Origin of the sequence: Cedecea sp. AS113 (assembly GCF_037152415.1) — a bacterium.
Classification (GTDB): Bacteria; Pseudomonadota; Gammaproteobacteria; order Enterobacterales; family Enterobacteriaceae; genus Cedecea.
The window spans coordinates 125,514-148,705 of record NZ_JBBCMI010000006.1 but is presented as its reverse complement, the minus strand read 5'-3'; the positions used below and the strand labels follow the sequence as shown (position 1 = coordinate 148,705).

Here is a 23,192-nt window from a genome sequence, read left to right as displayed (position 1 = left end):
TCTTTTAAGCTCCGGCAGCCCGGTCTCCCGGAACACGATTTCAACATTCCTCCTCAACTTATAGATAAGACTGTCATGAAAAAGACTAAAATCGTTTGCACCATCGGTCCAAAAACCGAATCCGAAGAGATGCTGTCTAAAATGCTCGACGCGGGCATGAACGTTATGCGTCTGAACTTCTCCCACGGTGACTATGCAGAACACGGCCAGCGCATTAAAAACCTGCGCAACGTCGTTGCTAAAACAGGTAAAAAAGCCGCTATCCTGCTGGACACCAAAGGGCCAGAAATCCGTACCATCAAGCTGGAAGGCGGTAACGACGTCTCCCTGAAAGCAGGCCAGACCTTTACCTTCACCACCGACAAATCCGTGGTTGGTAACAGCGAAATCGTCGCAGTGACCTACGAAGGCTTCACCAATGACCTGACCGTAGGCAACACCGTTCTGGTGGACGATGGCCTGATCGGCATGGAAGTCACCGCCATCGAAGGCAACAAAGTTATCTGTAAAGTGCTGAACAACGGCGACCTCGGTGAGAACAAAGGCGTTAACCTGCCGGGCGTGTCCATCGCGCTGCCAGCGCTGGCTGAGAAAGACAAACAGGATCTGATCTTCGGCTGCGAACAGGGCGTTGACTTCGTGGCAGCCTCCTTCATCCGTAAGCGTTCTGACGTGGTTGAAATTCGTGAGCACCTGAAAGCCCACGGCGGCGAGAGAATCCAGATCATCTCCAAAATCGAAAACCAGGAAGGCCTGAACAACTTCGACGAAATCCTCGAAGCATCTGACGGCATCATGGTTGCTCGTGGCGACCTGGGCGTAGAAATCCCGGTGGAAGAAGTTATCTTCGCGCAGAAGATGATGATCGAGAAATGCGTTCGTGCACGTAAAGTGGTGATTACCGCAACCCAGATGCTCGACTCCATGATCAAAAACCCGCGCCCTACCCGCGCAGAAGCCGGTGACGTTGCTAACGCCATCATCGACGGCACCGACGCAGTGATGCTGTCCGGTGAGTCTGCAAAAGGTAAATACCCGCTGGAAGCTGTGACCATCATGGCAACTATCTGCGAGCGTACCGACCGCGTGATGACCAGCCGTCTGGACAACAGCAACGACAGCCGTAAACTGCGCATCACCGAAGCCGTTTGCCGTGGCGCCGTTGAAACCGCAGAAAAACTGGAAGCCCCGCTGATCGTGGTTGCCACCCAGGGCGGTAAATCCGCTAAAGCCGTGCGTAAATACTTCCCGAACGCGACTATTCTGGCGCTGACCACCAACGAAGTAACCGCGCGCCAGCTGGTGCTGAGCAAAGGCGTTGTCACCCAGATGGTGAAAGAAATTGCCTCCACCGACGACTTCTACCGCCTGGGTAAAGAAGTGGCGCTGGAAAGCGGCCTGGCTCGTAAAGGCGATATCGTGGTGATGGTTTCTGGTGCGCTGGTCCCAAGCGGCACCACTAACACCGCCTCGGTCCATGTTCTGTAATTGACTTGTTAACAAGTTTAATTAACAAAAAAGCGCCTCCGGGCGCTTTTTTTATATCACTTGCAGTCAGATCTTAATAAAAATGCAAATCGGATTTTACTATTTAAGCTTACTCTTAATTAAGATGAATCCGATGAAATTCCCCTGTTTTCTCTCTTTTTTTTAACTTTCCGGCTCCGTTCGGTGCTTCTTTGAGCGAACGATCAAATTTAGGGGTATTCCCGACAAAAAATTATTCTCATCACAAAAAACTTTGTGTAATACTTGTAACGCTACATGGAGATTAACTCAATCTAGAGGGTATTAATAATGAATCGTACTAAACTGGTACTGGGCGCGGTAATCCTGGCTTCTACTATGCTGGCAGGTTGTTCTTCTAACGCTAAAATCGATCAACTGTCTTCTGACGTTCAGACTCTGAACGCTAAAGTTGATCAGCTGAGCAACGACGTGAACGCAGTGCGTTCTGACGTTCAGGCTGCTAAAGACGACGCCGCTCGCGCTAACCAGCGTCTGGACAACCAGGCTCACTCTTACCGTAAGTAAGAGTCACTGGTATAAAATGGCGCACAATGTGCGCCATTTTTTTTGCCTGTCATTTATCCCCACCGGCTACTGTGTCGCGCTAGTCGCCTCTTCTGCATTTACCACGCCATTCCTCGCCGACTGCACCGCCATCGTTGCCGCAGGTGTTTGCCCCGCAGAGACCACAACGGGATACCCCGCACGCCTGTATAGCGCCTTCTCCACTAACGCTTTCTCCACGCCGCTACCGGCCCGGAACTCGCTAAAGCCCGCGGGAAGCACGTAAGGCATAGTCTGCGTGTTCTGCTGCTCATCCTGAGAAAGCGGCCGATGGACTTCGACGTAGCGAACGCCGTTTGGCTCAACGGAGAATTTCACCGGATCGTTAATCACCCGCACCGTCGTGCCAGTTTTCGTTTGCTCAAACAGGGCTTTGATGTCGGGGGCATTCATTCTGATACAACCGGAGCTGACGCGCAGCCCCACGCTGTCCGGCGCGCTGGTACCGTGAATCAGGTACTCGCCATTACCGTAGGCCAGCCGCATGGCGAATCTCCCCAGCGGGTTATTAGGCCCGGCAGGCACGACGGGCGGCAGCTTGATCCCTTTTTCCAGGGAGCGCTGGCGAATACCGGCGGTAGGTGTCCAGGTAGGGTTGGGGATCTTTTGCCCAATCCTGGTGGTCATCAGCGGCGTCTCCAGCCCTTGCAGACCAATACCAATCGGATAAACCTGCACAATGTTTTGTCCTGGCGGGAAGTAATACAGCCGCAGCTCGGCAAGATTCACCACAATCCCCTCGCGCGGCACGTCCGGCAGCAGCAGCTGGCTGGGGATGGTTAGCACCGTGCCGGGTTTAGGCACTGGCGCAATGGTGTTATTGGCCTCCAGCAGCAGCATCGCACCGGTGTCAAAACGCCGGGCAATAGCCTGCAGGTTACGATCGCCTGCCTGTACGGTATAAGTCTGGTTTTGGCCAATCAGGCGGCTGCCTTCCGGCGGTAAGGGATAATCCAGGGCTAAAGCGGGCTGAATAGCGCTCAGAGCGCCGATAATGGCCAGTGTGAGTAAAGACGCGTATTTCATACTTTTTATTCCTGTAGTCGCGCTGGCGAGCGCCAGCAGGCTGAAAGACAAGCGAGGCAGAAAACCGCCTCGCAAAACAGGACCATAGGTATGATTAAGTTTAGCTAACTTAAATGAGATTGGTGGCTTGGTTGCGAATTGCGCGAATCATCGCTTCCAGCCCCTGAGAGCGGGATGGCGTCAGATGCTGTGCGAGCGCCATTTTTTCAAACCACGGGCGCACATCAAACGCCACGATATCCTGCGGCGTCATTTGCTGATAGAGAATAAATACGATAGCGATCAGCCCTTTAACGATAGCGGCATCGCTGTCACCCTCCAGCGTAATCACCCCATCGGGCTGCTGGTGCATGACTATCCATACCTGGCTCTGGCAGCCCTGAATAATATGTTCAGGCTTGTGCTGCTCCGCCGCCAGTTCCGGCAGGCGGCTGCCCAGTTCGATAATGTAGAGATACTTCTCTTCCCAGTTCGCACAGCGGCTGAAATTTTTTAGCAGTTTGTCTTTATCCGGCAGCGTGGCCATGACCGTCTCCGTTATCCTAACAGGCTGTGGATACGCTGCAGGCCGGCGACCAGGCGATCCACTTCTTGTTCGGTATTGTACATGGCAAAGGAGGCGCGGCACATGGCCGGGACGCTGTAGAACGCCATCAGCGGCATGGCGCAATGGTGCCCGGTGCGAACCGCGATGCCGTAGTTGTCGAGGAAGCTGCCGACGTCATAGGCATGATGTTTCCCGAGATTAAACGCCAACACACCACGGCGCTCTGCCGGGCCGTATACGGTGAGATCGGGCACGGCCTGCAGCGCGTGTTGAGCATAGCGCATCAGGTTGCGTTCATACTCGCCAATCGCCTCCATGCCCAGCCCTTCAACGTAGCTCAACGCTGCCCCAAGGCCGATAATGCCAGCCGTGTTTGGCGTCCCGGCTTCAAAGCGCCACGGGGCTGCGGCGTAAGTCGTCCCTGCAGTCAGGCTGACGGTAGCAATCATCGACCCACCGCCTTCCCATGGCGGCATATCCTGCAGAATGCTTTCTTTCACATACAACACGCCAATCCCCGTTGGCCCGTAAATCTTGTGCCCGGAGAAAAGATAAAAATCGCAGTCCAGCGCCGCCACATCCGTGACGTGGTGCATCACCGCTTGTGCGCCATCCACCAGCACTTTGACGCCCGCCTGATGCGCGGTAGCGATCATCTCCTTCACCGGGTTTTCGGTACCGAGCACGTTAGAAACGTGGGCAATCGCCAACAGTTTTGTGCGCTCGTCAATCAGCGTCGGGAAGACATCAAGCTGCAGCGTGCCGTCCTGGTTGAGCGGGATAACGCGCAGCTCCGCACCGGTACGCTCACACAGCATCTGCCACGGCACGATGTTAGCGTGGTGTTCCATGGCGCTGATGATGATGTTATCCCCGGCCTGGACGTTGGCGCTGCCCCAGCTATTGGCCACGAGGTTTATCCCCTCGGTGGTGCCACGCACAAAGACAATCTCTTCCGGTTTTGCCGCGTTGATAAAGCGTGCCGCCTGACTGCGCACGTTTTCCATCAGGGTGGTTGCTTCTGCGCTCAGAGTATGAATGCCACGGTGCACTGCGGCATACCCATGGCGATAAAACTCAAGCTCGGCGTCAATCACCGCCTGTGGTTTCTGCGCGCTGGCGGCGCTGTCCAGATAGGCCAGCGGCTGGCCGTTGACCTCGCGGCTCAGAATCGGGAAATCAGCCCTGACCTGCTCAATTGAAAAACTCATGCCTCGCCCCCTGCAAAGCGCCGGGCGATACGTGCCAGCACCTGCTGTTTTAAGGCCTCGTCGCGAATACTTTCGGTAAGCTCTGCGGCAAAGGCGAAGATTATCATCTGCTGTGCAGCCTGTTCGCTGATACCACGGGAGCGCAGGTAGAACATCTGTTCGTCATCAATGCGCCCGATGGTTGCGCCATGGCTGCACTTCACGTCATCGGCGTAGATTTCCAGCTGTGGCTTGGTGTCCACCTCCGCCAGGCGGCCAAGCAACAGGTTATTGTTGGTCATCTGCCCGTCGGTTTTAATCGCGTGCTGAGCCACTTTGATCATGCCGTTAAACACCGCTCGGCCCTTATCACGCACGATGGTTTTATGCAGCTGGCGGCTGTTGCAGTAGCCCTTGTTGTGCTCAAGCCAGGTTCGGGTGTCGCACACCTCGTTATTTACCGGCAGCGCCAGACTGTTGATGTGCAGCTGGTTGTTCTCGCCGTTAAGCTGCGTGCTGGTATTGTGGCGCAGCACTGCGGCCCCCAACAGGAAGCTGTGGCTGCTCACCGTCGAGTCCTGCTCAATCAGTAGATCGTTGTGCGCAAAGTGGTAGCTGGCGGCATTTTCAAACGCCAGCTTGTAGTGGCTAAGCTGCGCGTTGGCGGCCACTTCGGCGGTAAATCGTGCGCCGGTGAAATGCGCCGCCTCGTCAAGGCTGACGAAGTGCTCCATCACCGTGGCCTGAGCGCCCTGCTCAAGGATCAGGTGGTGACGGTAATGTGCCGTCGCCATCTCCTGCGCCTTGCTGCCGCGCGTGACGTGCATCAGCAACAGCGCTTTTTCAGGCTGCGTGTTAGGCGCCACGCGGATATGCGTCACGGTCTCCGCCAGGCTTTCCGTGAGGTGCAGGAACACTTCGCCCTGAACCGGCGCGGGCAGCGTCTGGCGGTTATCGTCGATACTTATCACAAAACCGCTGTCGGCGATGTCATCGCTTAGTTCGGCGCTGAAATGCCCGTCAACAAACACCAGCCGCAGCGCGTCTACAGGCAGGGCAAGCTCGTCACGCTGTTGCGCACTTAAAGGCGACTGAGGCGCAAAGACAAACTGGTTATTCAGCAACCCGTCGAGCGGCGTGTATTTCCAGTTTTCATGCTTGCGTGTCGGTAAACCCAGGCGCAACAGCTGCTGCATATGCTGCTGGGCCACCTGCGAGCGGCCCGTGCCCTGAGCTTCAAACAGATGATGCCACTGCTGGAGCGCGTTGCCGTTACTGCTGTTCGGTAAGCCAGCCATAACCCTGCTCCTCCAGTTGTTTCACCAGGCTGAAATCGCCAGATTTAACGATGCGCCCCTGATACAGCACGTGAACAAAGTCCGGCTTGATGTAGTCGAGGATACGCTGGTAGTGGGTGACCACGATAAATGAACGCTTGCCGTCACGCAGCGAGTTAACGCCTTCGGCCACAATCTTCAGGGCATCAATATCCAGCCCGGAGTCGGTTTCATCGAGAATGCACAGCTCCGGCTCCAGCACTGCCATTTGCAGAATGTCGTTACGCTTTTTCTCGCCGCCGGAGAAGCCGACGTTCACCGAGCGGGTGAGTAAATCTTCCGGCATTTGCAGCAGCTTGATTTTCTCTTCCATCAGATCCTGAAAATCAAAGCGATCCAGCGACTCGAGGCCCCGGTATTCCCGCACCGCATTCAGCGCGGTTTGCAGGAAGAACTGGTTGCTGACGCCGGGAATTTCCACCGGGTACTGGAAGGCCATAAAAATACCTTCGCCGGAGCGGTCTTCCGGCGACAGTTCCAGCAGGTCTTTGCCGTTGAACTGCACCGAGCCGCCGGTCACTTCGTAGTCTTCACGACCGGCAAGCGTGGCGGATAAAGTACTTTTCCCGGAGCCGTTTGGCCCCATGATGGCGTGAACTTCGCCCGGCTTCACTTCGAGGTTTAAGCCACGCAGGATCTCTTTATCCTCAACGCTGACCTGTAAATCTTTAATGCTTAACATAGTTTTCCCTTAATCCTTAACCGACGCTGTGTTCGAGGCTGATGGCTAATAATTTTTGTGCTTCCACCGCGAATTCGAGCGGTAACTCTGAGAACACGTCTTTGCAGAACCCGTTGACGATCATCGAGATGGCGTCATCTTCGCTGATGCCACGCTGCAGGCAATAGAACAGCTGATCTTCACCAATGCGCGACGTGGTGGCTTCGTGCTCCAGCTGCGCCGTGTTGTTGCGGCACTCCACGTACGGGAAGGTGTGCGCCCCGCTGTCCGGCCCGATCAACATCGAGTCGCACTGGGTGAAGTTACGAGCGTTGGTCGCGGTGGGCATGATTTTCACCAGGCCGCGGTAGCTGTTCTGGCTATGACCGGCGGAGATCCCTTTCGAGATGATCGTCGATTTGGTGTTCTTGCCGATGTGGATCATTTTGGTGCCGGTATCCGCCTGCTGATGGCCGGAGGTCAGCGCCACGGAGAAGAACTCGCCGATGGAGTTGTCGCCACGCAGGATCACGCTCGGGTACTTCCAGGTGATGGCAGAGCCGGTTTCTGACTGTGTCCAGGACATCTTGCTGTTCTCACCTTCGCACAGGGCGCGCTTGGTGACGAAGTTCAGGATGCCGCCGGTGTTGTTGTCCCCCGGGAACCAGTTTTGCACCGTGGAGTACTTCACTTCCGCATCGCGGTGAATAATCACTTCCACTACGGCGGCGTGGAGCTGGTAGCTGTCGCGCACTGGTGCAGAACAGCCCTCGATGTAGCTAACGTAGCTGCCTTCATCCGCCACTAAAATCGTGCGCTCGAACTGACCGGTTTTTTCCGCGTTGATACGGAAATAGGTGGACAGCTCCATCGGGCAGCGCACGCCTTTCGGGATGTAAATAAAGGTGCCGTCAGAGGCCACCGCGGCGTTAAGCGCGGCGAAGAAGTTATCGTTAGACGGCACCACGGTACCCAGGTATTTTTTGACCAGTTCCGGGTAGTCGTGAATCGCCTCGCCGAAGGAGCAGAAAATAATGCCCTGCTCGGAGAGTTTTTCGCGGTAAGTGGTTGCCACAGACACGGAGTCAAAAATGGCGTCAACCGCCACTTCACTGCCTTCGCGCACCGGTACACCAAGCTGCTTAAACGCGTCTTCGACTTCGTTCGTCAGGAAAGCATTAGGTGGCTGTTGCACCGCTCCGGGCTGGGACGCACAGGTGTCGTCGCAGCTCCCGCAGGATGGCGCAGAGTAATAGCTGTAATCCTGGTAATTCAGTTTGTCGTAATTCGCCTTCAGCCAGTGCGGCTCTTCCATTTTCAACCATGCATGGAAGGCGTTGAGACGAAACTCCAGCATCCATTCGGGCTCGTTACGACGGGCAGAGATTGCCCGAACCACCTCTTCATTTATGCCCTTCGCCAGCTGCTCGGTCTGCAGCTCGGTGAAAAAGCCCTCTTTATAATTGAGGTTGCCGGTCCAGGTTTTGACATCGTCAGTTGCTTCAGTATTACGAGACATAGTACCGCCTATACCCCAAAGCTTTCGCCGCAGCCGCACTCGTGCTGCGCTTTCGGGTTATTAAATTTAAAGATCTGATTCAGGCCTTCACGCACGTAATCCACTTCCGTGCCGTCGATAAAAGGCATGGCGGAGAGCGGCACCCACAGGCGCGCGCCGTCAAACTCATAGACCAGATCGTCCGGCTTCGGCTCGGTGACCGTGTCCAGCACGTAGCCAAAGCCAGCGCAGCCCGTCTGTTTGATACTCAGGCGGATGCCTTTAAGCTCGGGTTGTTTGGCGGCCAGATCGCGGATATGCGCGCTGGCGGCCGGGGTCAGGGTCAGCCCCTGCCAGGCAAAATCATTGGGATCAAAGGAACCGGTTTGCACATCCATTCTTCACCTCATCATTCTCTGCGCCCGAAGGCCGATACCCTTATGTTAATGATAACAATTATCAATACAACGTTATGAAAACAGGGGTATTCGCGAAACGCTGGTTTTTTGGGCGTCTTTACTAAGGATAGACCGTCATGAAACTCTTGCCGATGGCGAAAAGAGCTGTTTAAGCCACTGGTGTAAAAGGAAATATCAAAGATGAAAAACGCCTGAACCGGGCAAGATAAAAGATGTATAGAAAATATCTATTTATGTGATTGGAGGCGCACTGAATGCGAAATTAGCGCCATAAAGTACCAGTAATTTTCAGTTTTACGGGAACAAGAAGAGGTGCGGTCGCAGGGGGATTAAGGTATCTGTTCAGAAAAATCCGCCCCCTGGTTACCAGGGCATAAGGTTAACCAGGGGAACTGAGTTAGCTATGTTGGGCTGCATTACCACTCAAAGTTGACTGCCGCATTGTATGTCACGGCCTTGAAGTCCTCGGTATTGGTTGAAATCCCGGCCTTTGCGGCGACATTTTCATTGAACCGATACCCGCTACCAATGGCCATCGCGCTGGTAGATTCATACCCGCCTAGCGAGCCAGAAAGGTTGAATTTGCCAACGCTGTAGGGCTGGAAAAGCCCTGAGAGCGCCGCCTGGGAGGCAAACCCACGCTTCATTTTGTGATCCAGTTTATCCACGCGGTTACCGAGATGGTTAAGATCGCCATTAAGCTGGGTGATGGAGTCCTGGAACTGAGCATTGCTCCTGGCCTGACTCTGGTTAATGGTATTCTGCTGCGTATTCAGATTTGCCTGAGACTGGTTAATGGCCCCCTGCTGATTGTTCAGATTTGCCTGAGTCTGATTAATGGCCCCCTGCTGATTGTTCAGATTTGCCTGGGTCTGATTAATGGCCCCCTGCTGATTGTTGACGTTAGCCTGGTTCGCATTAACCGTGGACTGCTGTTGATTCACCGCATTCTGCTGGCTATTTACGCTGTTCTGGTTCTCATTCCACTCGGCCTGCTTGACGTTGGTGGTATTCTGCCGATCGTTGAGCATTTTTTGTTGGTCATTGACTGTCTGCTGTTTTTGAATGCTTTCATTCAGCGCTGAATCAATGGTATCAACGTTATTTTTAATATCACCGAAATTTCCATTGGTTTTATCAGCATCAGCATGGGAGTTACTGGAAGTCACGTCTGATGACCAGTCCCCCCATTCAAGAGCAGAGACAGACTGGGTGACTAATAATCCAGAAACAAGAAAGGCCAACAAAGACTTATTATTCATTAAAATTACTCCATTATTATAATTAAACCATTACTGTGCGGAGAAATTATTCATAAATAGAATTAACAAGGCAACACAGAAATAATGATAAAAATAGCCTGAAGTGAATATTCTTAGCCATAAAAAATAAAATTAACTCATTGTTTTTTAAAACAATAAAAACAAAAAATAACAAATTAGACATAAACAAACACATCAAAAACCACCAGACTTTCAGAATTCACCTCGGGCAAAAGTGGTAAAAAATCGATAATAAAAATCAGATTTAGCAATAAGAGAAAACGATACACATACCAAAAAAAACAAGATAAATAGATGAGATGAAGATCAGTTAGCTTTTATTGACGACTCTCATTACCTTCCATCGCTTTAACGTCAAATTTCCCGCAGCATGTATGCGACAGGCTAACCCTCTGCCCTGAGATAAGAATGGCGTGAAAATATTCCGATTTATCGACTATCCTCCTGTTAAGAAAAAAGGAGCTTAGCCTGATGCTGAAAATGATTATGGTCACCGCCCGCGATCGCGTGAGGCTGCAGGAAATTATCGGTGTTTTCCTTCGCTATGGATTGCAGGACATTGTGCGTTTGCTGGGCCTGGCCTCGCTGCATGACAAAATACGTGGCGGCAGCCAACACGATGCTTTACCGATGCCGCAGCGCCTGTGCGCGGCGCTGGAAGAACTGGGCCCGACGTTCGTTAAGCTCGGGCAAATTCTCTCAACCCGTAGCGACCTGCTTGAACCCGCATGGACGGAAGCGCTTAGCCAGTTGAACTCGAGCGCCAGCCCTCTGCCCTGGCCGCAGCTTGAACCAGGCGTTGTAGCGACGCTCGGGGCTCAGCCTGCGGAGGTTTTCGCTATCTTTGATGAAACCCCGCTGGCCAGTGGCTCGATAGCACAAATTCACCGGGCCACGCTGAAAAATGGCAACGAGGTTATCGTCAAAATTCAGCGCCCCGGGATTGAAACAACCCTCAAGGCCGACCTGCGTTTACTCCGTTACCTGGCGGAAAGTCTGGAGCAGCAGAGCGCGGGGCTGGCTCGCTTTCAGCCGGTGATGCTGGTGCGTTATCTGGAAAACGCCCTGAATCAGGAACTGGATTTTTGCCATGAAGCAGCCAACGGGGAAAAGATTTATCAGTTTTTCGCTGACAACGAAGACGTCGTCATCCCCAGGATTTATTGGGACTGGTGCCACCCGACGCTGATGGTACAGGCATTTTTGCCCGGTGTGGCGCCGGTTGACAGCCAGCAGCTTGCCGCCGCCGGGTTTGATGGCCCCTTGTTGGCGCGTAAAGGCGCGACAGCGTTTATCAATATGCTCTTTGACCTGCGGACTTACCACGCAGATCCGCATCCCGGCAACGTCATGGCCCTGGCGGGCAACCGGGTCGGCTTCATTGATTTCGGCATGGTGGGAAGCCTGAGCCAGGCGCGACGCGACGAGCTGTTGTCGCTGATTTATGCCATCAGCGAGCGTGACGCCAGCGGGATTGTCGATGCCCTCATCGCCTGGAGTGGCCAGGAGACAGTAGATCTTACCGAACTGGAACTTGCAGCCAGCTATTTTCTGCAAAAACAGGGCAATCTCCCGCTACAGCTGGGAAAAGCGCTGACCGATATGCTTTCCACCGTCCGGGAATTCCAGCTGGCGCTGCCGCCGGATTTGGTTTTATTGTTTAAGGCGTTGATCACCGCGGACGGCGTATTGCTGAGAATGGATCCGCAGTTCGACATTATTCGCATTCTTCGCCCGGTGATTAAGCAGGAGCTGTTAAAACGCTATACCCGCCTCGGGAGCCGCAGACGCCTGCTTAAACTCGGCAACCAGCTTCTTGAGGGAGGTGATTCGCTGCCGCAGACCCTACGTCTGGTGATGCAAAGGCTTCGTCACGGTAAGCTGCACGCGGACATTAACGTAGAGAATATTAACCAGCTCGGAAAGTCGCTTGAGCGAGCGGCCTCTACTCTGGCGCTCGCCCTTGTTTTAGCCGCCCTGACAATCGCGATAGCTCCATGGCTGCTCGGGTTGAACTGGACGCTGTTTGGCATCCCATTTTTCCCTGTACTTGGCTTGTTGTTTGCTATTGCGGGAAGCGCATGGCTGGTTATTCGGTTGTTAAGGCGATGAGATTTACGACATCGGAGCCAGGTTCCGATGTCGTAAAAAATTAGTGCACAGAATGCTGCAGCACCGGATAGGTAAACAGCAATAAATGGGTCATATTCAGCCCGACATGAAACGCCACGGCAACCCACAGCCGCCCGCTCCACATCCACGCCAGGCCGTAAATAAGCCCCGCCAGTGCGGCAAAAACAATCAGCAGCGGGCCACCGGCGAAATGCAGTCCGCCAAATATCGCGGCTGAAATAATCAGCGCCACAACCGGGTGCATAAAGCCGGATAAACGCTGCTGGAGATACCCCCGGAAGAGCGCTTCCTCCGCCAGCGAAACAAAGAAAATATTTGCGAACAGGAACGGCGGCAGCCACTGCGGGAAATGAGGTTCAATCTTTAAGCCACCCAAAGCTACCGCCAATAGCAACAGCCCTGGGATCAAAGCAATCAGCAAGATCCACCAGAGCTTAGCGGGCTGATATTTCGGCTCGCTGACGAACAGCGACTTCATCATCACCAGCAAAATAAAGGGCACCAGCGCTTTGTCGAAGTTGTAATACATGGAAAACGGCGCACTTTGCGGCCCGGCGGTCACCGAGTCCAGCACCTTTTGATTATGGAAACCGGGAATAACATGGATGGTCAGCGCTACTGCGGCGGCGACCAGCAAAAATTCAAGCACATAGCGCACGGGCTTTCTGTTTGCGGCTTTTAAATAAGCGACGGCAAGAGCGGTCATTACCGCCAGTGAAGCCAGTGCCCGCCAGTCGAGTACACCGTCAACGGCACCCCATACCACGGTCACCAGTAATAATCCGAGGGAAATTTTTTTATTAAATTGTAAAACCAGTAAGGCGGCTGCCAGCAATATCCACATCATTTTTCCTTAAGCCTGAAAACATCATGAGGCAGGTTTTTTAACAAAATGGGTGGTGGATATATAGTTTTTTAAAGAAATAATCACAAATTAAAACAATCCCACGTCCCCGAGGGCTGAACGTGGGAATATTTTAGCCGTTGCTTTACACCACCGCCGTAGTCAGGCGGGAGGTACAGCACAGCTGGTCTTGCTGATCGTAGATATCAATTTGCCACACCTGATGACGACGCCCCGCGTGCACCGCGCGACAAACGCCCCGCACCACGCCTTCTCGCGCCGAGCGGATATGGTTGGCGTTCACTTCCAGCCCAACCACCTTCTGGTCGCCTTCGGTGCACAGGTAGCCTGCTACGGAACCCAGCGTTTCCGCCAGCACCACCGACGCGCCGCCGTGCAGCAGGCCAAACGGCTGCCGGGTGCGCTCATCCACCGGCATGGTGGCCTCAATTTCGTTGTCGTCAAAACGCGTAAATTCAATGCCTACATGGCCGACCATATTGTTCGCACCCATTTTATTGAGCGCGGCAAGCGTGGCTTCACGTCGCCAAATCATCCGATAATCTCCAGAAGAGCCTGTAATGGATGCCGTACGCCGTTGCCCTCAACGCGCTTGACCTGGCTGCGGCAGGAGTAGCCGGTTGCCAGACAGCGGTTGCGCGGCAGGCGCTGCATCGCCTGATGCCAGGAGAGTTCATAGATGCCCAATGAATTGGCGAGATTTTTCACCTCGTGACCGTAAGTGCCAGCCATGCCGCAGCAGCCAACGCTCACGCTCTCGAGCTTCGCGCCAAAACGAGCAAAAATACCGGCCCACTGATTCGGTGTCGCCGGCAACGCCGTTACTTCGGTACAGTGGCCAAAGAGGTACCATGCTTCCCCTCCCGCGCCCTGCACTTCCCGTTCTTTCAGCGCAGTCTGGAGCCATTCGTGCACCAGCTGCACCTGAAACTCACCGCGCTCTTCGCCTAATGTCTGTTTATATTCATCGCGGTAGCACAGGACCAGCGCCGGATCGACGCCGACCATCGGCATACCCAGTTTCGCAATGCGGTTCAGGAACTCAGACGTTTTACTCGCCGTGCGCGCAAAACGCTGCAGGAACCCTTTAATATGCTGAGCCTTACCGTTCGGTGAGAACGGCAGCACCACAGGTTCAAAGCCTAGCTTATCTGCAAGCTTAATAAAATCAGCCACCACCTGAGCATCGTAATAGCTGGTGAACGGGTCCTGCACCACCAGCACGGTTTTGGCGCGCTGCTCATCTGAGTAATGCTCCAGCTCTTCCAGCGTGACGTTGGCTGAGCGGTGCCCGACCAACTGCTGCTGCAGCGTCGGCGTGGACAGCATAGGCAGGTCAACCATACCGATGTGCCTGCGGGACAAACTCTGGACCCACGGCTGGCTCATAAAGAAGTTGAAGGTTTTTGGCGCGCGCGCCATCAGCGGCGCGTAGCTCTCCACGGAGGCCACAACGTGATCGCGCAGCGGGCGCAGATAGCGCGTGTGGTAAAGCTGCAGGAAGCGAGAGCGGAACTCCGGCACGTCGATTTTAATCGGGCATTGGGTCGAGCAGGCTTTACAGGCCAGGCAGCCGGACATCGCCTCTTTCACTTCGTGGGAAAAATCGTACTCGCCCTTGCTGGCGTGCCACGAGTTGCGGGTACGCTCGATAAGGCCTCGCAGGCTGGCGCGCTGCTCCGGCAGCTGTTTCTCAAGCTGCAGCGGGTCAACGCCTCGCTCGGCCAGCAGCCGCAGCCATTCACGGGTCAGCGTGGCTCGCCCTTTCGGGGAGTGGATACGGTTGCTGGAGATTTTCATCGACGGGCACATCGGGCTTTTCACGTCGAAGTTAAAGCACAGGCCATTGCCGTTGCACTCCATCGCGCCGCGCCAGGAGGTGCGTACCGCAATCGGGATTTGTCGGTCAAACGTCCCGCGCTTAACGGCATCGACCTGCATCATCGGGTCGTCCACGCCGAGCGGCGGGCAAATCTTCCCGGGGTTCAGCCGGTTAGCCGGGTCAAACACGGCTTTAATCCGGCGCAGTTCTTCATACAGCGTTTCACCGAAGAAGGCCGGGCTGTACTCGGCCCGGAACCCTTTGCCATGTTCGCCCCACAGCAGACCGCCGTATTTTGCCGTCAGCGCCACCACGTCGTCGGAGATGCTTTTCATCAGCATTTCCTGCTGCGGATCGCACATATCCAGCGCAGGGCGAACGTGCAACACGCCTGCATCAACGTGACCAAACATCCCGTAGCTCAGGTTGTGGCTATCCAGCAGAGCGCGGAATTCAACAATGTAGTCCGCCAGATGCTGCGGCGGCACGCAGGTGTCTTCGGCAAACGGAATCGGTTTAGCCTGGCCTTTGGCGTTCCCCAGCAGGCCAACGGCTTTTTTCCGCATGCCGTAGATTTTTTCGATACCGGCCAGCTCGTCACAAACCTGCCAGCCAATCACCCCGCCCTCGCCTGCGGCTATTAGCGCATCGAGGCGAGCACATAGCTCAGTGACCTGGCCGTCGATCAGTGCCTGGTCGTCCCCGGCAAACTCAACGATGTTCAGCCCGAGCATCTCTTTGTTCGGCACGTCGGTGATCAATTCGCTGACCGAGTGCCAGACGATATCTTCCCGCGCCAGATTCAGGACTTTGGAGTCGACGGTTTCCACCGACAGCGCCCGAGCATCCACCATAAAGGGCGCATTACGCAGGGCTGAATCGAAGGAGTCATACTTGACGTTCACCAGCCGGCGCACCTTCGGCAAGCGGGTGATATCCAGCTTCGCCTCGGTGATAAAGGCCAGCGTCCCCTCGGAGCCGGTAAGAATGCGGGTTAAATCGAACTTGCTCAGATCGTCATTAAAGACGTGGCGCAGGTCATAGCCGGTAAGAAAGCGGTTTAGTTTGGGGAATTTATCGATAATCAGCTCACGCTGCTCGCGGCAGCGTTCAAGCACGGTGCGGTAGATTTTACCGCTCGATGTCTCTTCGCGGCCCAGCTCTTCGGCAAGCCCGGTTGCCATCTGGTGCGTGTCCAGAATTTCACCGTCCATCAGCACGGCGCGCACGCCCAGCACATGATCGGAGGTTTTACCGTACACCAGCGATCCCTGCCCGGAGGCATCGGTGTTGATCATCCCGCCCAGCGTGGCGCGGTTACTGGTCGACAATTCCGGGGCAAAGAAGTAGCCGTGCGGCTTCAGGAACTGGTTGAGCTGGTCTTTAATTACGCCGGCTTCCACCCGCACCCAACCTTGTTCCGGGTTGATTTCGATAATGCGATTCATGTAGCGGGACATGTCCACCACGATGCCGCCGTTCAGCGACTGCCCGTTGGTGCCGGTGCCGCCGCCGCGCGGGGTAAACACCAGGGATTTAAAGCGCTCTTCGGAGGCCACGCGGGTAATCAGCGTGACGTCGGCGGTTGAACGAGGGAAAAGCACCGCATCCGGCAGCAGTTGGTAAATACTGTTGTCGGTCGCCATGGTCAGGCGGTCTGCATAGCTGGTGGCGGTATCGCCGGTAAAGCCCTGTTGCTCCAGTGATGCTAAATAGCTGAGCACCAGCTGAACGACGCCTGGTGCCTGAGAAATTTGTGGGATCATTGACGGGTCGACCCTGTGTTGCTTAGTAAGAGTTATCGTTTGCGTGTCTGTTTTGTTTTTATCATATTCCGTCGCGATTTGCGGCTGTTATTTCAGATAACGCGATGCGAAATGCACCTGTCAAAAATCGAGGAAATACATCATCATTAAATTATCGCCATGCGAATTTAGCGCGGGTGCATTTTATTGAGGTGATTCTTCCTATGATCAAAGTCAGTCAGCCAAAGGATCTGCTGCAGATCCTGCTGTCGGTGCTGTTTATTTCGGTGATGATTCTTGCCTGTCTGTGGATTGTGCGCCCGTTTGTTTTGGGCTTCGCCTGGGCTGGAACCATCGTCATTGCGACCTGGCCGCTGCTCATCAAATTGCAAAAGCTGCTGTGGGGCAAACGCTCCCTTGCGGTGCTGGTGATGACGCTGCTCCTGCTGATGCTGTTTGTCATCCCGGTCGCGATGTTAGTGAACAGCCTGGTGGACAACAGCGGCCCGGTGATTAACTGGGCGACCAAAGGGCACATGGCGCTGCCCGCCTTCGAATGGCTGCACAGCGTCCCACTTATTGGCGATAAACTTTACAGCGGCTGGAACACGCTGGTGAGCAGCGGCGGCAGTGCGATTATGGAAAAGATCCGGCCCTATATCGGCACGACGACCAGTTGGTTCCTTGGTCAGGCCGTACACATAGGTACTCTGCTGGTGCATCTCGGCCTGATGCTGCTGTTCAGCGTGCTGCTGTATGCCAAAGGTGAGACGCTGGGGAACGGCATTCGTCATTTCGCCTTCCGCCTCGCGGACAAACGCGGTGATGCTGCCGTACTGCTGGCCGGCCAGGCGATTCGCGCCGTAGCGCTGGGCGTGGTTGTCACCGCGCTAGCACAGGGTGTACTGGGCGGTATTGGCCTGGCGGTGTCCGGCATTCCTTACGCCGCGCTGCTTACGGTGCTGATGGTGCTTAGCTGCCTGATTCAGCTTGGCCCGCTGGTGATTCTGGTGCCCGCCATTATCTGGCTGTACTGGAGCGGCGATACCACCTGGGGGACGGTGCTGCTGGTATGGAGTTGTGTCGTTGGCACCATGGATAACGTGATTCGCCCGGTGCTTATTCGCATGGGCGCGGACTTGCCAATGATTCTGATTCTTTCCGGCGTGATCGGCGGCTTGATTGCCTTCGGGATGATTGGCCTGTTTATCGGCCCGGTGCTGCTGGCGGTTTCTTATCGCCTGATTTCGGTCTGGATGCACGAGGCGCCTGCCCCACAGGACGATCCACAAGAGGTGGTCGAACTGCTTGAGGAGCAGCAGACGCTGAATGTGAAGCAATAAGGATGCGGAGGGTTTGAGGAGTTCCTGTTCGCTCAAACCCTCTATGCAACAACAGCTAAGTTTCCGTTCACATCCTCTACATCTCCACAGGAACTTTTTTAACGACAGAATAGCTTGCGCCTAAAGCAGTGACTTAACGCAAATGGTTAATAAATCTAATCAATAACGCATTTTCCCTTCGCTATTCCGGCCATTGAAGTCCCCATTCCGGGCTATGCTGCCTCAAGTTATTTACCTTCTGTTAACGATTGAGACGAATCTGAGTGACGCCACTTAGTGAGATGCCTACTATTTAACTCACGGTTATGAATCAACACGTTGATTTATAAACATCGAAATCCCCTGAGTGAAACAACGAATTGCTGTGTGTAGTCTTTGCCCATCTTGATGATGGGCTTTTTTTTATTCTGATTTCGCAAAGTGATTGATAAGCGCCCCATGCAGAACCAACGGGGCAACGGTCAGGTGGCTCTGCCCTTCTACCAGCGTAAAATCAACCCGGGTCGGGGCGTTAGCTATCAGAGCATTAGCCATTTCGCGGTTCCCGTCTACCATCGCTCGCTGCCCACGATGTTTTAATAGCGTGGCGCGCTTCTCTTCCGACAGCCTGGCCTCCTGCGGCTGCAGCGACTGTTCATAACTTCCCACGGAGAGCGATAGCTGAGCATTTCCCTTATCAGGCCGCCAGTTTTGCGCCATTCGCAGCAGATAGCGGTCGTTCCACCACACCGATGGGCTTGAGGCGTAATAATGCTGGAAAGCGCCCGGCGAGGTCATAAACAGCCAGGTGGTGAACAGACCGCCATAGGAGTGCCCAAAAAGCGCCTGCCGCTGCGGATTGATTTTCCACTGCTTTTCGACCCAGGGCCGGAGTTCAGCGTCGATAAACCGCCAGAATTTCTGCGCCTCGCCGGGGACGCCAGGCGGATAAGTGCCCCCTGCCGGATTCGGCTCCAGCACCACTTTTTCTACCGCAGGTCGATAATCCCGCTCCCGGCGGCTGTTTTCCGGGTAGTCAATCGCCACCACCACGCCCGGCGCCAACGGGCAACGCTCACAGCTCAGGCGCTGCATCAGCGACACCGCGCCGGGGAAGACGGACTCACCGTCCAGAAGGTAAATCACCGGCCAGCCTTCTGACGGCGCTTCGCCTTCAGGCCAGGAAACCATAATTTTATACTCACCGTTTTCCGGCGAATGCAGACTGTGTACCAGCGTATTCGCCAGCGTGTAGGGCTTATCCGCAATGACCGCTGCCCCCGAGGGAGCAGCGAGTGCGATAAGCGCCATAAGCAGATAGCGCAAAAGTTCTCCTTACCAGCGATAGCTGACGGTGGCGGTTAAGGTGCGGCCAATGCCGTAGAAACAGGCTGAATCCGACGCGCAGGACGCCACGTATTTTGTGTCCGACAGATTATTGACGTTGAACTGCAGGGCGGCCCCTTTTAAATCAGGGCTCACTTCTCCCAGCTCGTAACGCAGCATGGCGTCATAGAGATCCACGGCCGCCACTTTAAAGGTATTTTTCGCATCGCCATAGCTGGTCCCGATGTAGCGAACCCCGACACCTGCCGTCAGGTTTTTCAGCAGGCCTTCAGGAATAGTGTAACTGCCCCACGCCGACGCCATATGTGTTGGAACACGCGCGGGCGTTTTTCCTTCGGTGCCCGCCACGGTGGTGCTCACGGTTTCCGCATCCGTCCAGGTGTAAGAGCCTATCAGGTTGAGGCTGTTAAACAGCGTGGAATGCACCTCCGCCTCCAGCCCTTTAGAACGAATTTCACCGGCGTTTTCAAACCAACCCAGCGCGCTGTTGTAGGTCCCAACGTTTGTCTGGCGGAGATCGAACAGCGCCAGCGTCATGAAGGTCTCTTTCAGCGGCTGATACTTCAGGCCCACTTCGGTCTGCTTGCCCAGGCTTGGGTCGAACGGCGCAGCGCCTGGCGCACGGTTGGTCTGCAGATTGGGTTCAAACGAGGTGCTGTAGCTGATATACGGCGACAGGCCGAAATCAAAGGCGTAAAGCAGCCCCGTACGCCAGGTGAACTTGCTGTCATTCTGCTGCGTCGTTTTACTTTTTAATCTGTCCGTCGTGCGCACTTCGGCCCAATCATAACGCCCGGAAAGCAGCAGTTGCCAGTTGTTCCAGCTGAGCTGATCCTGCAGGTACACGCCCGTCTGGTCGAGATTCTGCTGGTCGTCGTTCACCGCGCTGAAGGTGCTTTCGTCCACATTGAGGCCATATACCGGATTCGGCCAGTACAGATCGTATTTCGCCCCGGTACCGCGGCTGAGCTGCTGCCGGTCATGGTTAGACTTGTAATCCAGGCCGCCTAACAGCGTATGCCCCAGCGCGCCGGTATCAAACTGCGCCTCAAGCTGGTTATCCACGCCAAACTCATCGGTATCACGCGTTTCTCGCTGCGCACGGCGCGAAAGTAGCGTCTCGCTTTTTGAGGTGGAATACACGAGGTAACGGTACTTCTGTTTGATGCTGGCGTAACGGGCGTTCTGGCGGAAGGTGAAGATATCGTTGAAGCTGTGCTCGAACTCATAGCCCACCATCGTTTGCTCGCGCCACGACTGGTCGTAATTGGGATCGCTAACGTTAAAGTCCAGCGGGATATACCCCGCCGTGGTTTCCGTCACCAGGCCTGCGGCAGGCAGGAAGTTACGATAGCCCGCCTTCGGGTCTTTCTGGTAGCTGGTCAGTAAAGTAAAACGAGTCTGCTCGTTGGGATACCAGAGCAGCGCCGGCGCAATCGCCAGGCGCTGCTCTTTGTAATCGGCCACCTGGCTGTGCTGCGTGCGTGCGATGCCGTTCAGGCGATAAAGCACCCGATTATCGTCGCTTAGCGAGCCGCCAAAATCAAAAGCCCCCTCGGCCAGATGCTGGTTGCCTGAGCGGAACTGCACTTCATGTATCGCTTCCCTTGTCGGCCGCTTGCTGGTCATGCTGATAAGCCCGCCGGGGTTCACCTGGCCGAACAACACGGATGCCGGGCCGCGCACCAGCTCCACGCGCTCAAGCAGCCACGGGTCAAACGTCCCGGTCTGGGAAGACGCTGTTGCGCCGTAGCTCAGTCCATCAAGATATTTTGGGACATAGCTGAAGCCGCGCACAAACACCTCATCGTTGCGGTTCGAACTGCCCCGATACTCCGTCAGCACCCCGGCCGAATAGCGCAAAGCCTGCGACACGGAGGTAACATCCTGCGCGTTCATTTGGTCGCGGGTAATCACCGAAACCGACTGCGGCGTTTGGAGCAAATCAGCCGCGGTTTTCGTTGCAGACAGCGTTTTGGTAGCCACCATCCCCTTCAGCGGCGCAGAAGGATCCTCGCTAACGGAGCCGGTGACAACCAGAGTTTCCTCGCTGCCCTGCCGCTCCTGCGCCTGAACGCCGTTTCCCATCCCCAGGGCACTGAATCCCATCAGCCAAAGGCCGCAGGTTACCTTATTATTTTTAAAGTGCATGACCGTAACATCCCATGTGATTAGGTGAATTAAGTTCGCCTTTCTCTCCTGTTACGTTTTGTCGTAAAACGCAACGACTCGCAATGTTATTGCAAATCAATCTCGTTTGCATTAGCGTGTGTGCACTTTTTTATCAGGAATGATAAACACGATGAGAGCCGCGTGGAGCGCATTAATGTTGGGACTTTGTTCAGCGTCGGCGGTGGCCGCGACCTGTACTTTTACCGGCAGCCAGGGTGAGCAGGATGGGAAGTTCGACGCCAGCGGCGAAATCTGCTTTGCCCTTCCGGCGCTGGGTGAAAATTACGCCAACGTCCGGTTGAGCGGCGTAACCGACGCCAGCCTGGTAGACAGCAAAGGCAGGCTCTGGCGTTCGCTGGTGGAAAATGGGCCGGTGGATGGCCAGCACAATCCGCTTTTTGCCCTGCCCGTCGGTCAGCCTTCTACGCTGGTGCTTCGCGGTGAGCCCGGCAGGCGCTGGCTGTTTCGCTGGCAGATCCGTGAAACCGTGCCGCTCAAGCGTAACGACGAACAATCCCCGGAAAGCCCGGCACTGCTGGCGCTTGAGCAGGCTCTGAGCCACGGCGCAAGTACGGAAGCTTTCTGGCAGGAAAGGCGCGAGCAGGGCACGCCGCTGGTCGAGCCCATCGATGCCAGCCGTAAACGCGTGACGTTCCTGTGGCGAGGCGCCCAGGGCAACGTGTTCGTGCTCGGTTCACCGGCCGGTGACCATGACCCGATGTTCCGCCTCGGGCAGTCCGACGTCTGGTATCGCAGCTATGTGGTACCGGCTGATACGCTAATGCAGTACAAACTTGCCCCCGACGTTCCCCTTGTGGAAGGCACCGCGCGCGACCAGCGCCGGGCGATTCTGGTGTCGGCCCAGACTGACCCGCTTAACCCGCAATTCAGCCCCGCAGGCAAAGGCGACCGCTGGAATCGTTTCTCGCTTTTGGACCTGACCACCCACCGCTATTTTACCCCGCAGGCAACCGCCGAGCCGATTCGACAGGGCTCCCTGGTTCGCTATCAGGTAGAAAGCAAAAAGCTGGCCAACCGTCGGGAAGTGGCCGTCTATCGGCCACGCGGGGGGCAGCCCGCCCGCTGGACGCTAATGCTGTTCGATGGCCGTATGTACCAGGACCGTTATCATCTCACCAATGTGCTGGACGGCCTGATAGCCCGTCATGCCCTGCCGCCGGTTAACGCCGTGTTTATCGACAGCCTCGACGGCGAACGACGGGAAAAAGAGCTGCCGCCCAATCCCGATTTCGCCGATTTTATGGCCGATGAGCTGGTGCCGTGGCTGCGCCGTCAGGGCATCACCACCCCGGCACAAAAAACCATCGTGGCAGGCTCCAGCTACGGCGGCCTGGCTTCAGCCTGGGTGGCGCTTCGCCATCCCGAAGCGTTTGGCAACGTGCTGAGTTTGTCCGGCTCTTACTGGTGGGCACCCGAGGGCGAAGCGCCGGGCTGGCTTACCCGTCAGTATCAGGCATCCCCGCGCTTGCCGGTGCGATTTTGGCTGCAGGCGGGACGCTTTGAAAGCAAAGGCGCAGACGGCGGTATTTACCGTAATACGCAGCAGCTTGAAGCCGTGCTGCGTGAAAAGGGCTACGAGGTGAGCTTTAACCCCTGGTCGAGCGGGCATGATTACGCCGCCTGGTGCGAGGCCATTATTACCGGCATGAAGGAATTGATTAAGCGGGGATAAGTGTCGGCCCGGTGGCCTGCTCCGCATAAGGCAGGCAGGCTCCGGGCCGGATCCCCTCT

18 protein-coding genes and 1 other RNA gene are annotated in these 23,192 nt (G+C 55.4%); 6 read left to right on the top strand and 13 right to left on the bottom strand.

All coding sequences use genetic code 11. From position 1 onward, the window contains the following. Window positions 1-75 precede the first annotated feature (75 nt). Window positions 76-1,488: a pyruvate kinase PykF gene (gene pykF / locus WFN87_RS09355; protein ID WP_008456501.1), complete on the top strand. Its 1,413-nt coding sequence runs from the start codon at window positions 76-78 to the stop codon at window positions 1,486-1,488. 309 nt (window positions 1,489-1,797) lie between these two features. Further along, complete coding sequence (locus tag WFN87_RS09350) at window positions 1,798-2,034, top strand: major outer membrane lipoprotein (RefSeq protein ID WP_008456504.1); 237 nt, start codon at window positions 1,798-1,800, stop codon at window positions 2,032-2,034. A gap of 66 nt (window positions 2,035-2,100) precedes the next feature. On the opposite strand, the gene ldtE is transcribed toward WFN87_RS09350, so the two are convergent. The 8 genes from ldtE to WFN87_RS09310 form a co-directional block, all read right to left on the bottom strand. Then, complete coding sequence (ldtE, locus tag WFN87_RS09345) at window positions 2,101-3,099, bottom strand: L,D-transpeptidase LdtE (protein WP_336982622.1); 999 nt, start codon at window positions 3,097-3,099, stop codon at window positions 2,101-2,103. 109 nt (window positions 3,100-3,208) lie between these two features. After that, window positions 3,209-3,625, bottom strand: coding sequence for a cysteine desulfuration protein SufE (sufE, locus tag WFN87_RS09340; RefSeq protein WP_008456507.1), 417 nt, complete (start codon window positions 3,623-3,625; stop codon window positions 3,209-3,211). 11 nt (window positions 3,626-3,636) lie between these two features. After that, window positions 3,637-4,857, bottom strand: a complete 1,221-nt coding sequence (sufS, locus tag WFN87_RS09335; RefSeq protein WP_166874784.1) for a cysteine desulfurase SufS — start codon at window positions 4,855-4,857, stop codon at window positions 3,637-3,639. Further along, on the bottom strand, window positions 4,854-6,134 hold the full coding sequence (gene sufD, locus WFN87_RS09330; RefSeq protein WP_008456509.1) for a Fe-S cluster assembly protein SufD: 1,281 nt from the start codon (window positions 6,132-6,134) through the stop codon (window positions 4,854-4,856). The genes sufS and sufD overlap by 4 nt, the downstream gene beginning before the upstream one ends. After that, a complete protein-coding gene (sufC, locus tag WFN87_RS09325; RefSeq protein WP_008456510.1) occupies window positions 6,109-6,855 on the bottom strand; it encodes a Fe-S cluster assembly ATPase SufC in 747 nt (248 codons plus the stop codon). The genes sufD and sufC overlap by 26 nt, the downstream gene beginning before the upstream one ends. A 16-nt stretch (window positions 6,856-6,871) precedes the next feature. Continuing rightward, complete coding sequence (gene sufB, locus WFN87_RS09320) at window positions 6,872-8,353, bottom strand: Fe-S cluster assembly protein SufB (RefSeq protein WP_008456512.1); 1,482 nt, start codon at window positions 8,351-8,353, stop codon at window positions 6,872-6,874. A gap of 8 nt (window positions 8,354-8,361) precedes the next feature. After that, window positions 8,362-8,730, bottom strand: a complete 369-nt coding sequence (gene sufA / locus WFN87_RS09315) for a Fe-S cluster assembly scaffold SufA (RefSeq protein ID WP_039292468.1) — start codon at window positions 8,728-8,730, stop codon at window positions 8,362-8,364. A 437-nt stretch (window positions 8,731-9,167) separates the two neighbouring features. Further along, the gene (locus WFN87_RS09310) at window positions 9,168-10,013 is read right to left on the bottom strand and encodes a YadA C-terminal domain-containing protein (RefSeq protein ID WP_336982618.1); all 846 of its coding nucleotides are present in this window, start codon (window positions 10,011-10,013) and stop codon (window positions 9,168-9,170) included. Window positions 10,014-10,505: 492 nt separating this feature from the next. On the opposite strand from WFN87_RS09310, the gene WFN87_RS09305 reads away from it, so the two are divergent. Then, window positions 10,506-12,146 (top strand): ABC1 kinase family protein, encoded by a 1,641-nt coding sequence (locus WFN87_RS09305; RefSeq protein WP_336982616.1) that lies wholly within the window; start codon window positions 10,506-10,508, stop codon window positions 12,144-12,146. Window positions 12,147-12,186: 40 nt separating this feature from the next. Here the strand turns inward: WFN87_RS09305 and WFN87_RS09300 are convergent, their stop codons facing one another. The 3 genes from WFN87_RS09300 to ydiJ all read right to left on the bottom strand — a co-directional run bounded on the left by WFN87_RS09300 (window position 12,187) and on the right by ydiJ (window position 16,620). After that, window positions 12,187-13,011, bottom strand: a complete 825-nt coding sequence (locus WFN87_RS09300; RefSeq protein WP_336982731.1) for a CPBP family intramembrane glutamic endopeptidase — start codon at window positions 13,009-13,011, stop codon at window positions 12,187-12,189. Between the two features lie 145 nt (window positions 13,012-13,156). Continuing rightward, entirely contained in the window at window positions 13,157-13,567 is a 411-nt protein-coding gene (gene menI / locus WFN87_RS09295) for a 1,4-dihydroxy-2-naphthoyl-CoA hydrolase (RefSeq protein ID WP_008456522.1), read from the bottom strand. Beyond that, window positions 13,564-16,620, bottom strand: a complete 3,057-nt coding sequence (gene ydiJ, locus WFN87_RS09290; protein WP_336982615.1) for a D-2-hydroxyglutarate dehydrogenase YdiJ — start codon at window positions 16,618-16,620, stop codon at window positions 13,564-13,566. The genes menI and ydiJ overlap by 4 nt, the downstream gene beginning before the upstream one ends. A 203-nt stretch (window positions 16,621-16,823) precedes the next feature. On the opposite strand from ydiJ, the gene ydiK reads away from it, so the two are divergent. Continuing rightward, window positions 16,824-17,942: an AI-2E family transporter YdiK gene (ydiK, locus tag WFN87_RS09285; protein ID WP_166994084.1), complete on the top strand. Its 1,119-nt coding sequence runs from the start codon at window positions 16,824-16,826 to the stop codon at window positions 17,940-17,942. A gap of 299 nt (window positions 17,943-18,241) precedes the next feature. Beyond that, window positions 18,242-18,348: antisense sRNA RprA (gene rprA, locus WFN87_RS09280), an RNA gene on the top strand. Here rprA and WFN87_RS09275 read toward each other — a convergent pair. Further along, window positions 18,345-19,247: an alpha/beta hydrolase gene (locus tag WFN87_RS09275; RefSeq protein ID WP_336982612.1), complete on the bottom strand. Its 903-nt coding sequence runs from the start codon at window positions 19,245-19,247 to the stop codon at window positions 18,345-18,347. The genes rprA and WFN87_RS09275 overlap by 4 nt on opposite strands. 9 nt (window positions 19,248-19,256) lie before the next feature. Then, complete coding sequence (locus tag WFN87_RS09270) at window positions 19,257-21,419, bottom strand: TonB-dependent siderophore receptor (protein ID WP_442892760.1); 2,163 nt, start codon at window positions 21,417-21,419, stop codon at window positions 19,257-19,259. A gap of 151 nt (window positions 21,420-21,570) precedes the next feature. Between WFN87_RS09270 and WFN87_RS09265 the strand changes: the two genes are divergently transcribed. Further along, complete coding sequence (locus WFN87_RS09265; protein ID WP_336982608.1) at window positions 21,571-23,133, top strand: alpha/beta hydrolase-fold protein; 1,563 nt, start codon at window positions 21,571-21,573, stop codon at window positions 23,131-23,133. Window positions 23,134-23,192: the final 59 nt, after the last annotated feature.

Bases quoted from the DNA above. Each gene is read 5' to 3' on its own strand.
- pykF (WP_008456501.1), top strand. From the start codon at position 76: ATGAAAAAGACTAAAATCGTTTGCACCATCGGTCCAAAAACCGAATCC.
- WFN87_RS09350 (WP_008456504.1), top strand. From the start codon at position 1,798: ATGAATCGTACTAAACTGGTACTGGGCGCGGTAATCCTGGCTTCTACT.
- ldtE (WP_336982622.1), bottom strand. From the start codon at position 3,099: ATGAAATACGCGTCTTTACTCACACTGGCCATTATCGGCGCTCTGAGC.
- sufE (WP_008456507.1), bottom strand. From the start codon at position 3,625: ATGGCCACGCTGCCGGATAAAGACAAACTGCTAAAAAATTTCAGCCGC.
- sufS (WP_166874784.1), bottom strand. From the start codon at position 4,857: ATGAGTTTTTCAATTGAGCAGGTCAGGGCTGATTTCCCGATTCTGAGC.
- sufD (WP_008456509.1), bottom strand. From the start codon at position 6,134: ATGGCTGGCTTACCGAACAGCAGTAACGGCAACGCGCTCCAGCAGTGG.
- sufC (WP_008456510.1), bottom strand. From the start codon at position 6,855: ATGTTAAGCATTAAAGATTTACAGGTCAGCGTTGAGGATAAAGAGATC.
- sufB (WP_008456512.1), bottom strand. From the start codon at position 8,353: ATGTCTCGTAATACTGAAGCAACTGACGATGTCAAAACCTGGACCGGC.
- sufA (WP_039292468.1), bottom strand. From the start codon at position 8,730: ATGGATGTGCAAACCGGTTCCTTTGATCCCAATGATTTTGCCTGGCAG.
- WFN87_RS09310 (WP_336982618.1), bottom strand. From the start codon at position 10,013: ATGAATAATAAGTCTTTGTTGGCCTTTCTTGTTTCTGGATTATTAGTC.
- WFN87_RS09305 (WP_336982616.1), top strand. From the start codon at position 10,506: ATGCTGAAAATGATTATGGTCACCGCCCGCGATCGCGTGAGGCTGCAG.
- WFN87_RS09300 (WP_336982731.1), bottom strand. From the start codon at position 13,011: ATGTGGATATTGCTGGCAGCCGCCTTACTGGTTTTACAATTTAATAAA.
- menI (WP_008456522.1), bottom strand. From the start codon at position 13,567: ATGATTTGGCGACGTGAAGCCACGCTTGCCGCGCTCAATAAAATGGGT.
- ydiJ (WP_336982615.1), bottom strand. From the start codon at position 16,620: ATGATCCCACAAATTTCTCAGGCACCAGGCGTCGTTCAGCTGGTGCTC.
- ydiK (WP_166994084.1), top strand. From the start codon at position 16,824: ATGATCAAAGTCAGTCAGCCAAAGGATCTGCTGCAGATCCTGCTGTCG.
- WFN87_RS09270 (WP_442892760.1), bottom strand. From the start codon at position 21,419: ATGCACTTTAAAAATAATAAGGTAACCTGCGGCCTTTGGCTGATGGGA.
- WFN87_RS09265 (WP_336982608.1), top strand. From the start codon at position 21,571: ATGAGAGCCGCGTGGAGCGCATTAATGTTGGGACTTTGTTCAGCGTCG.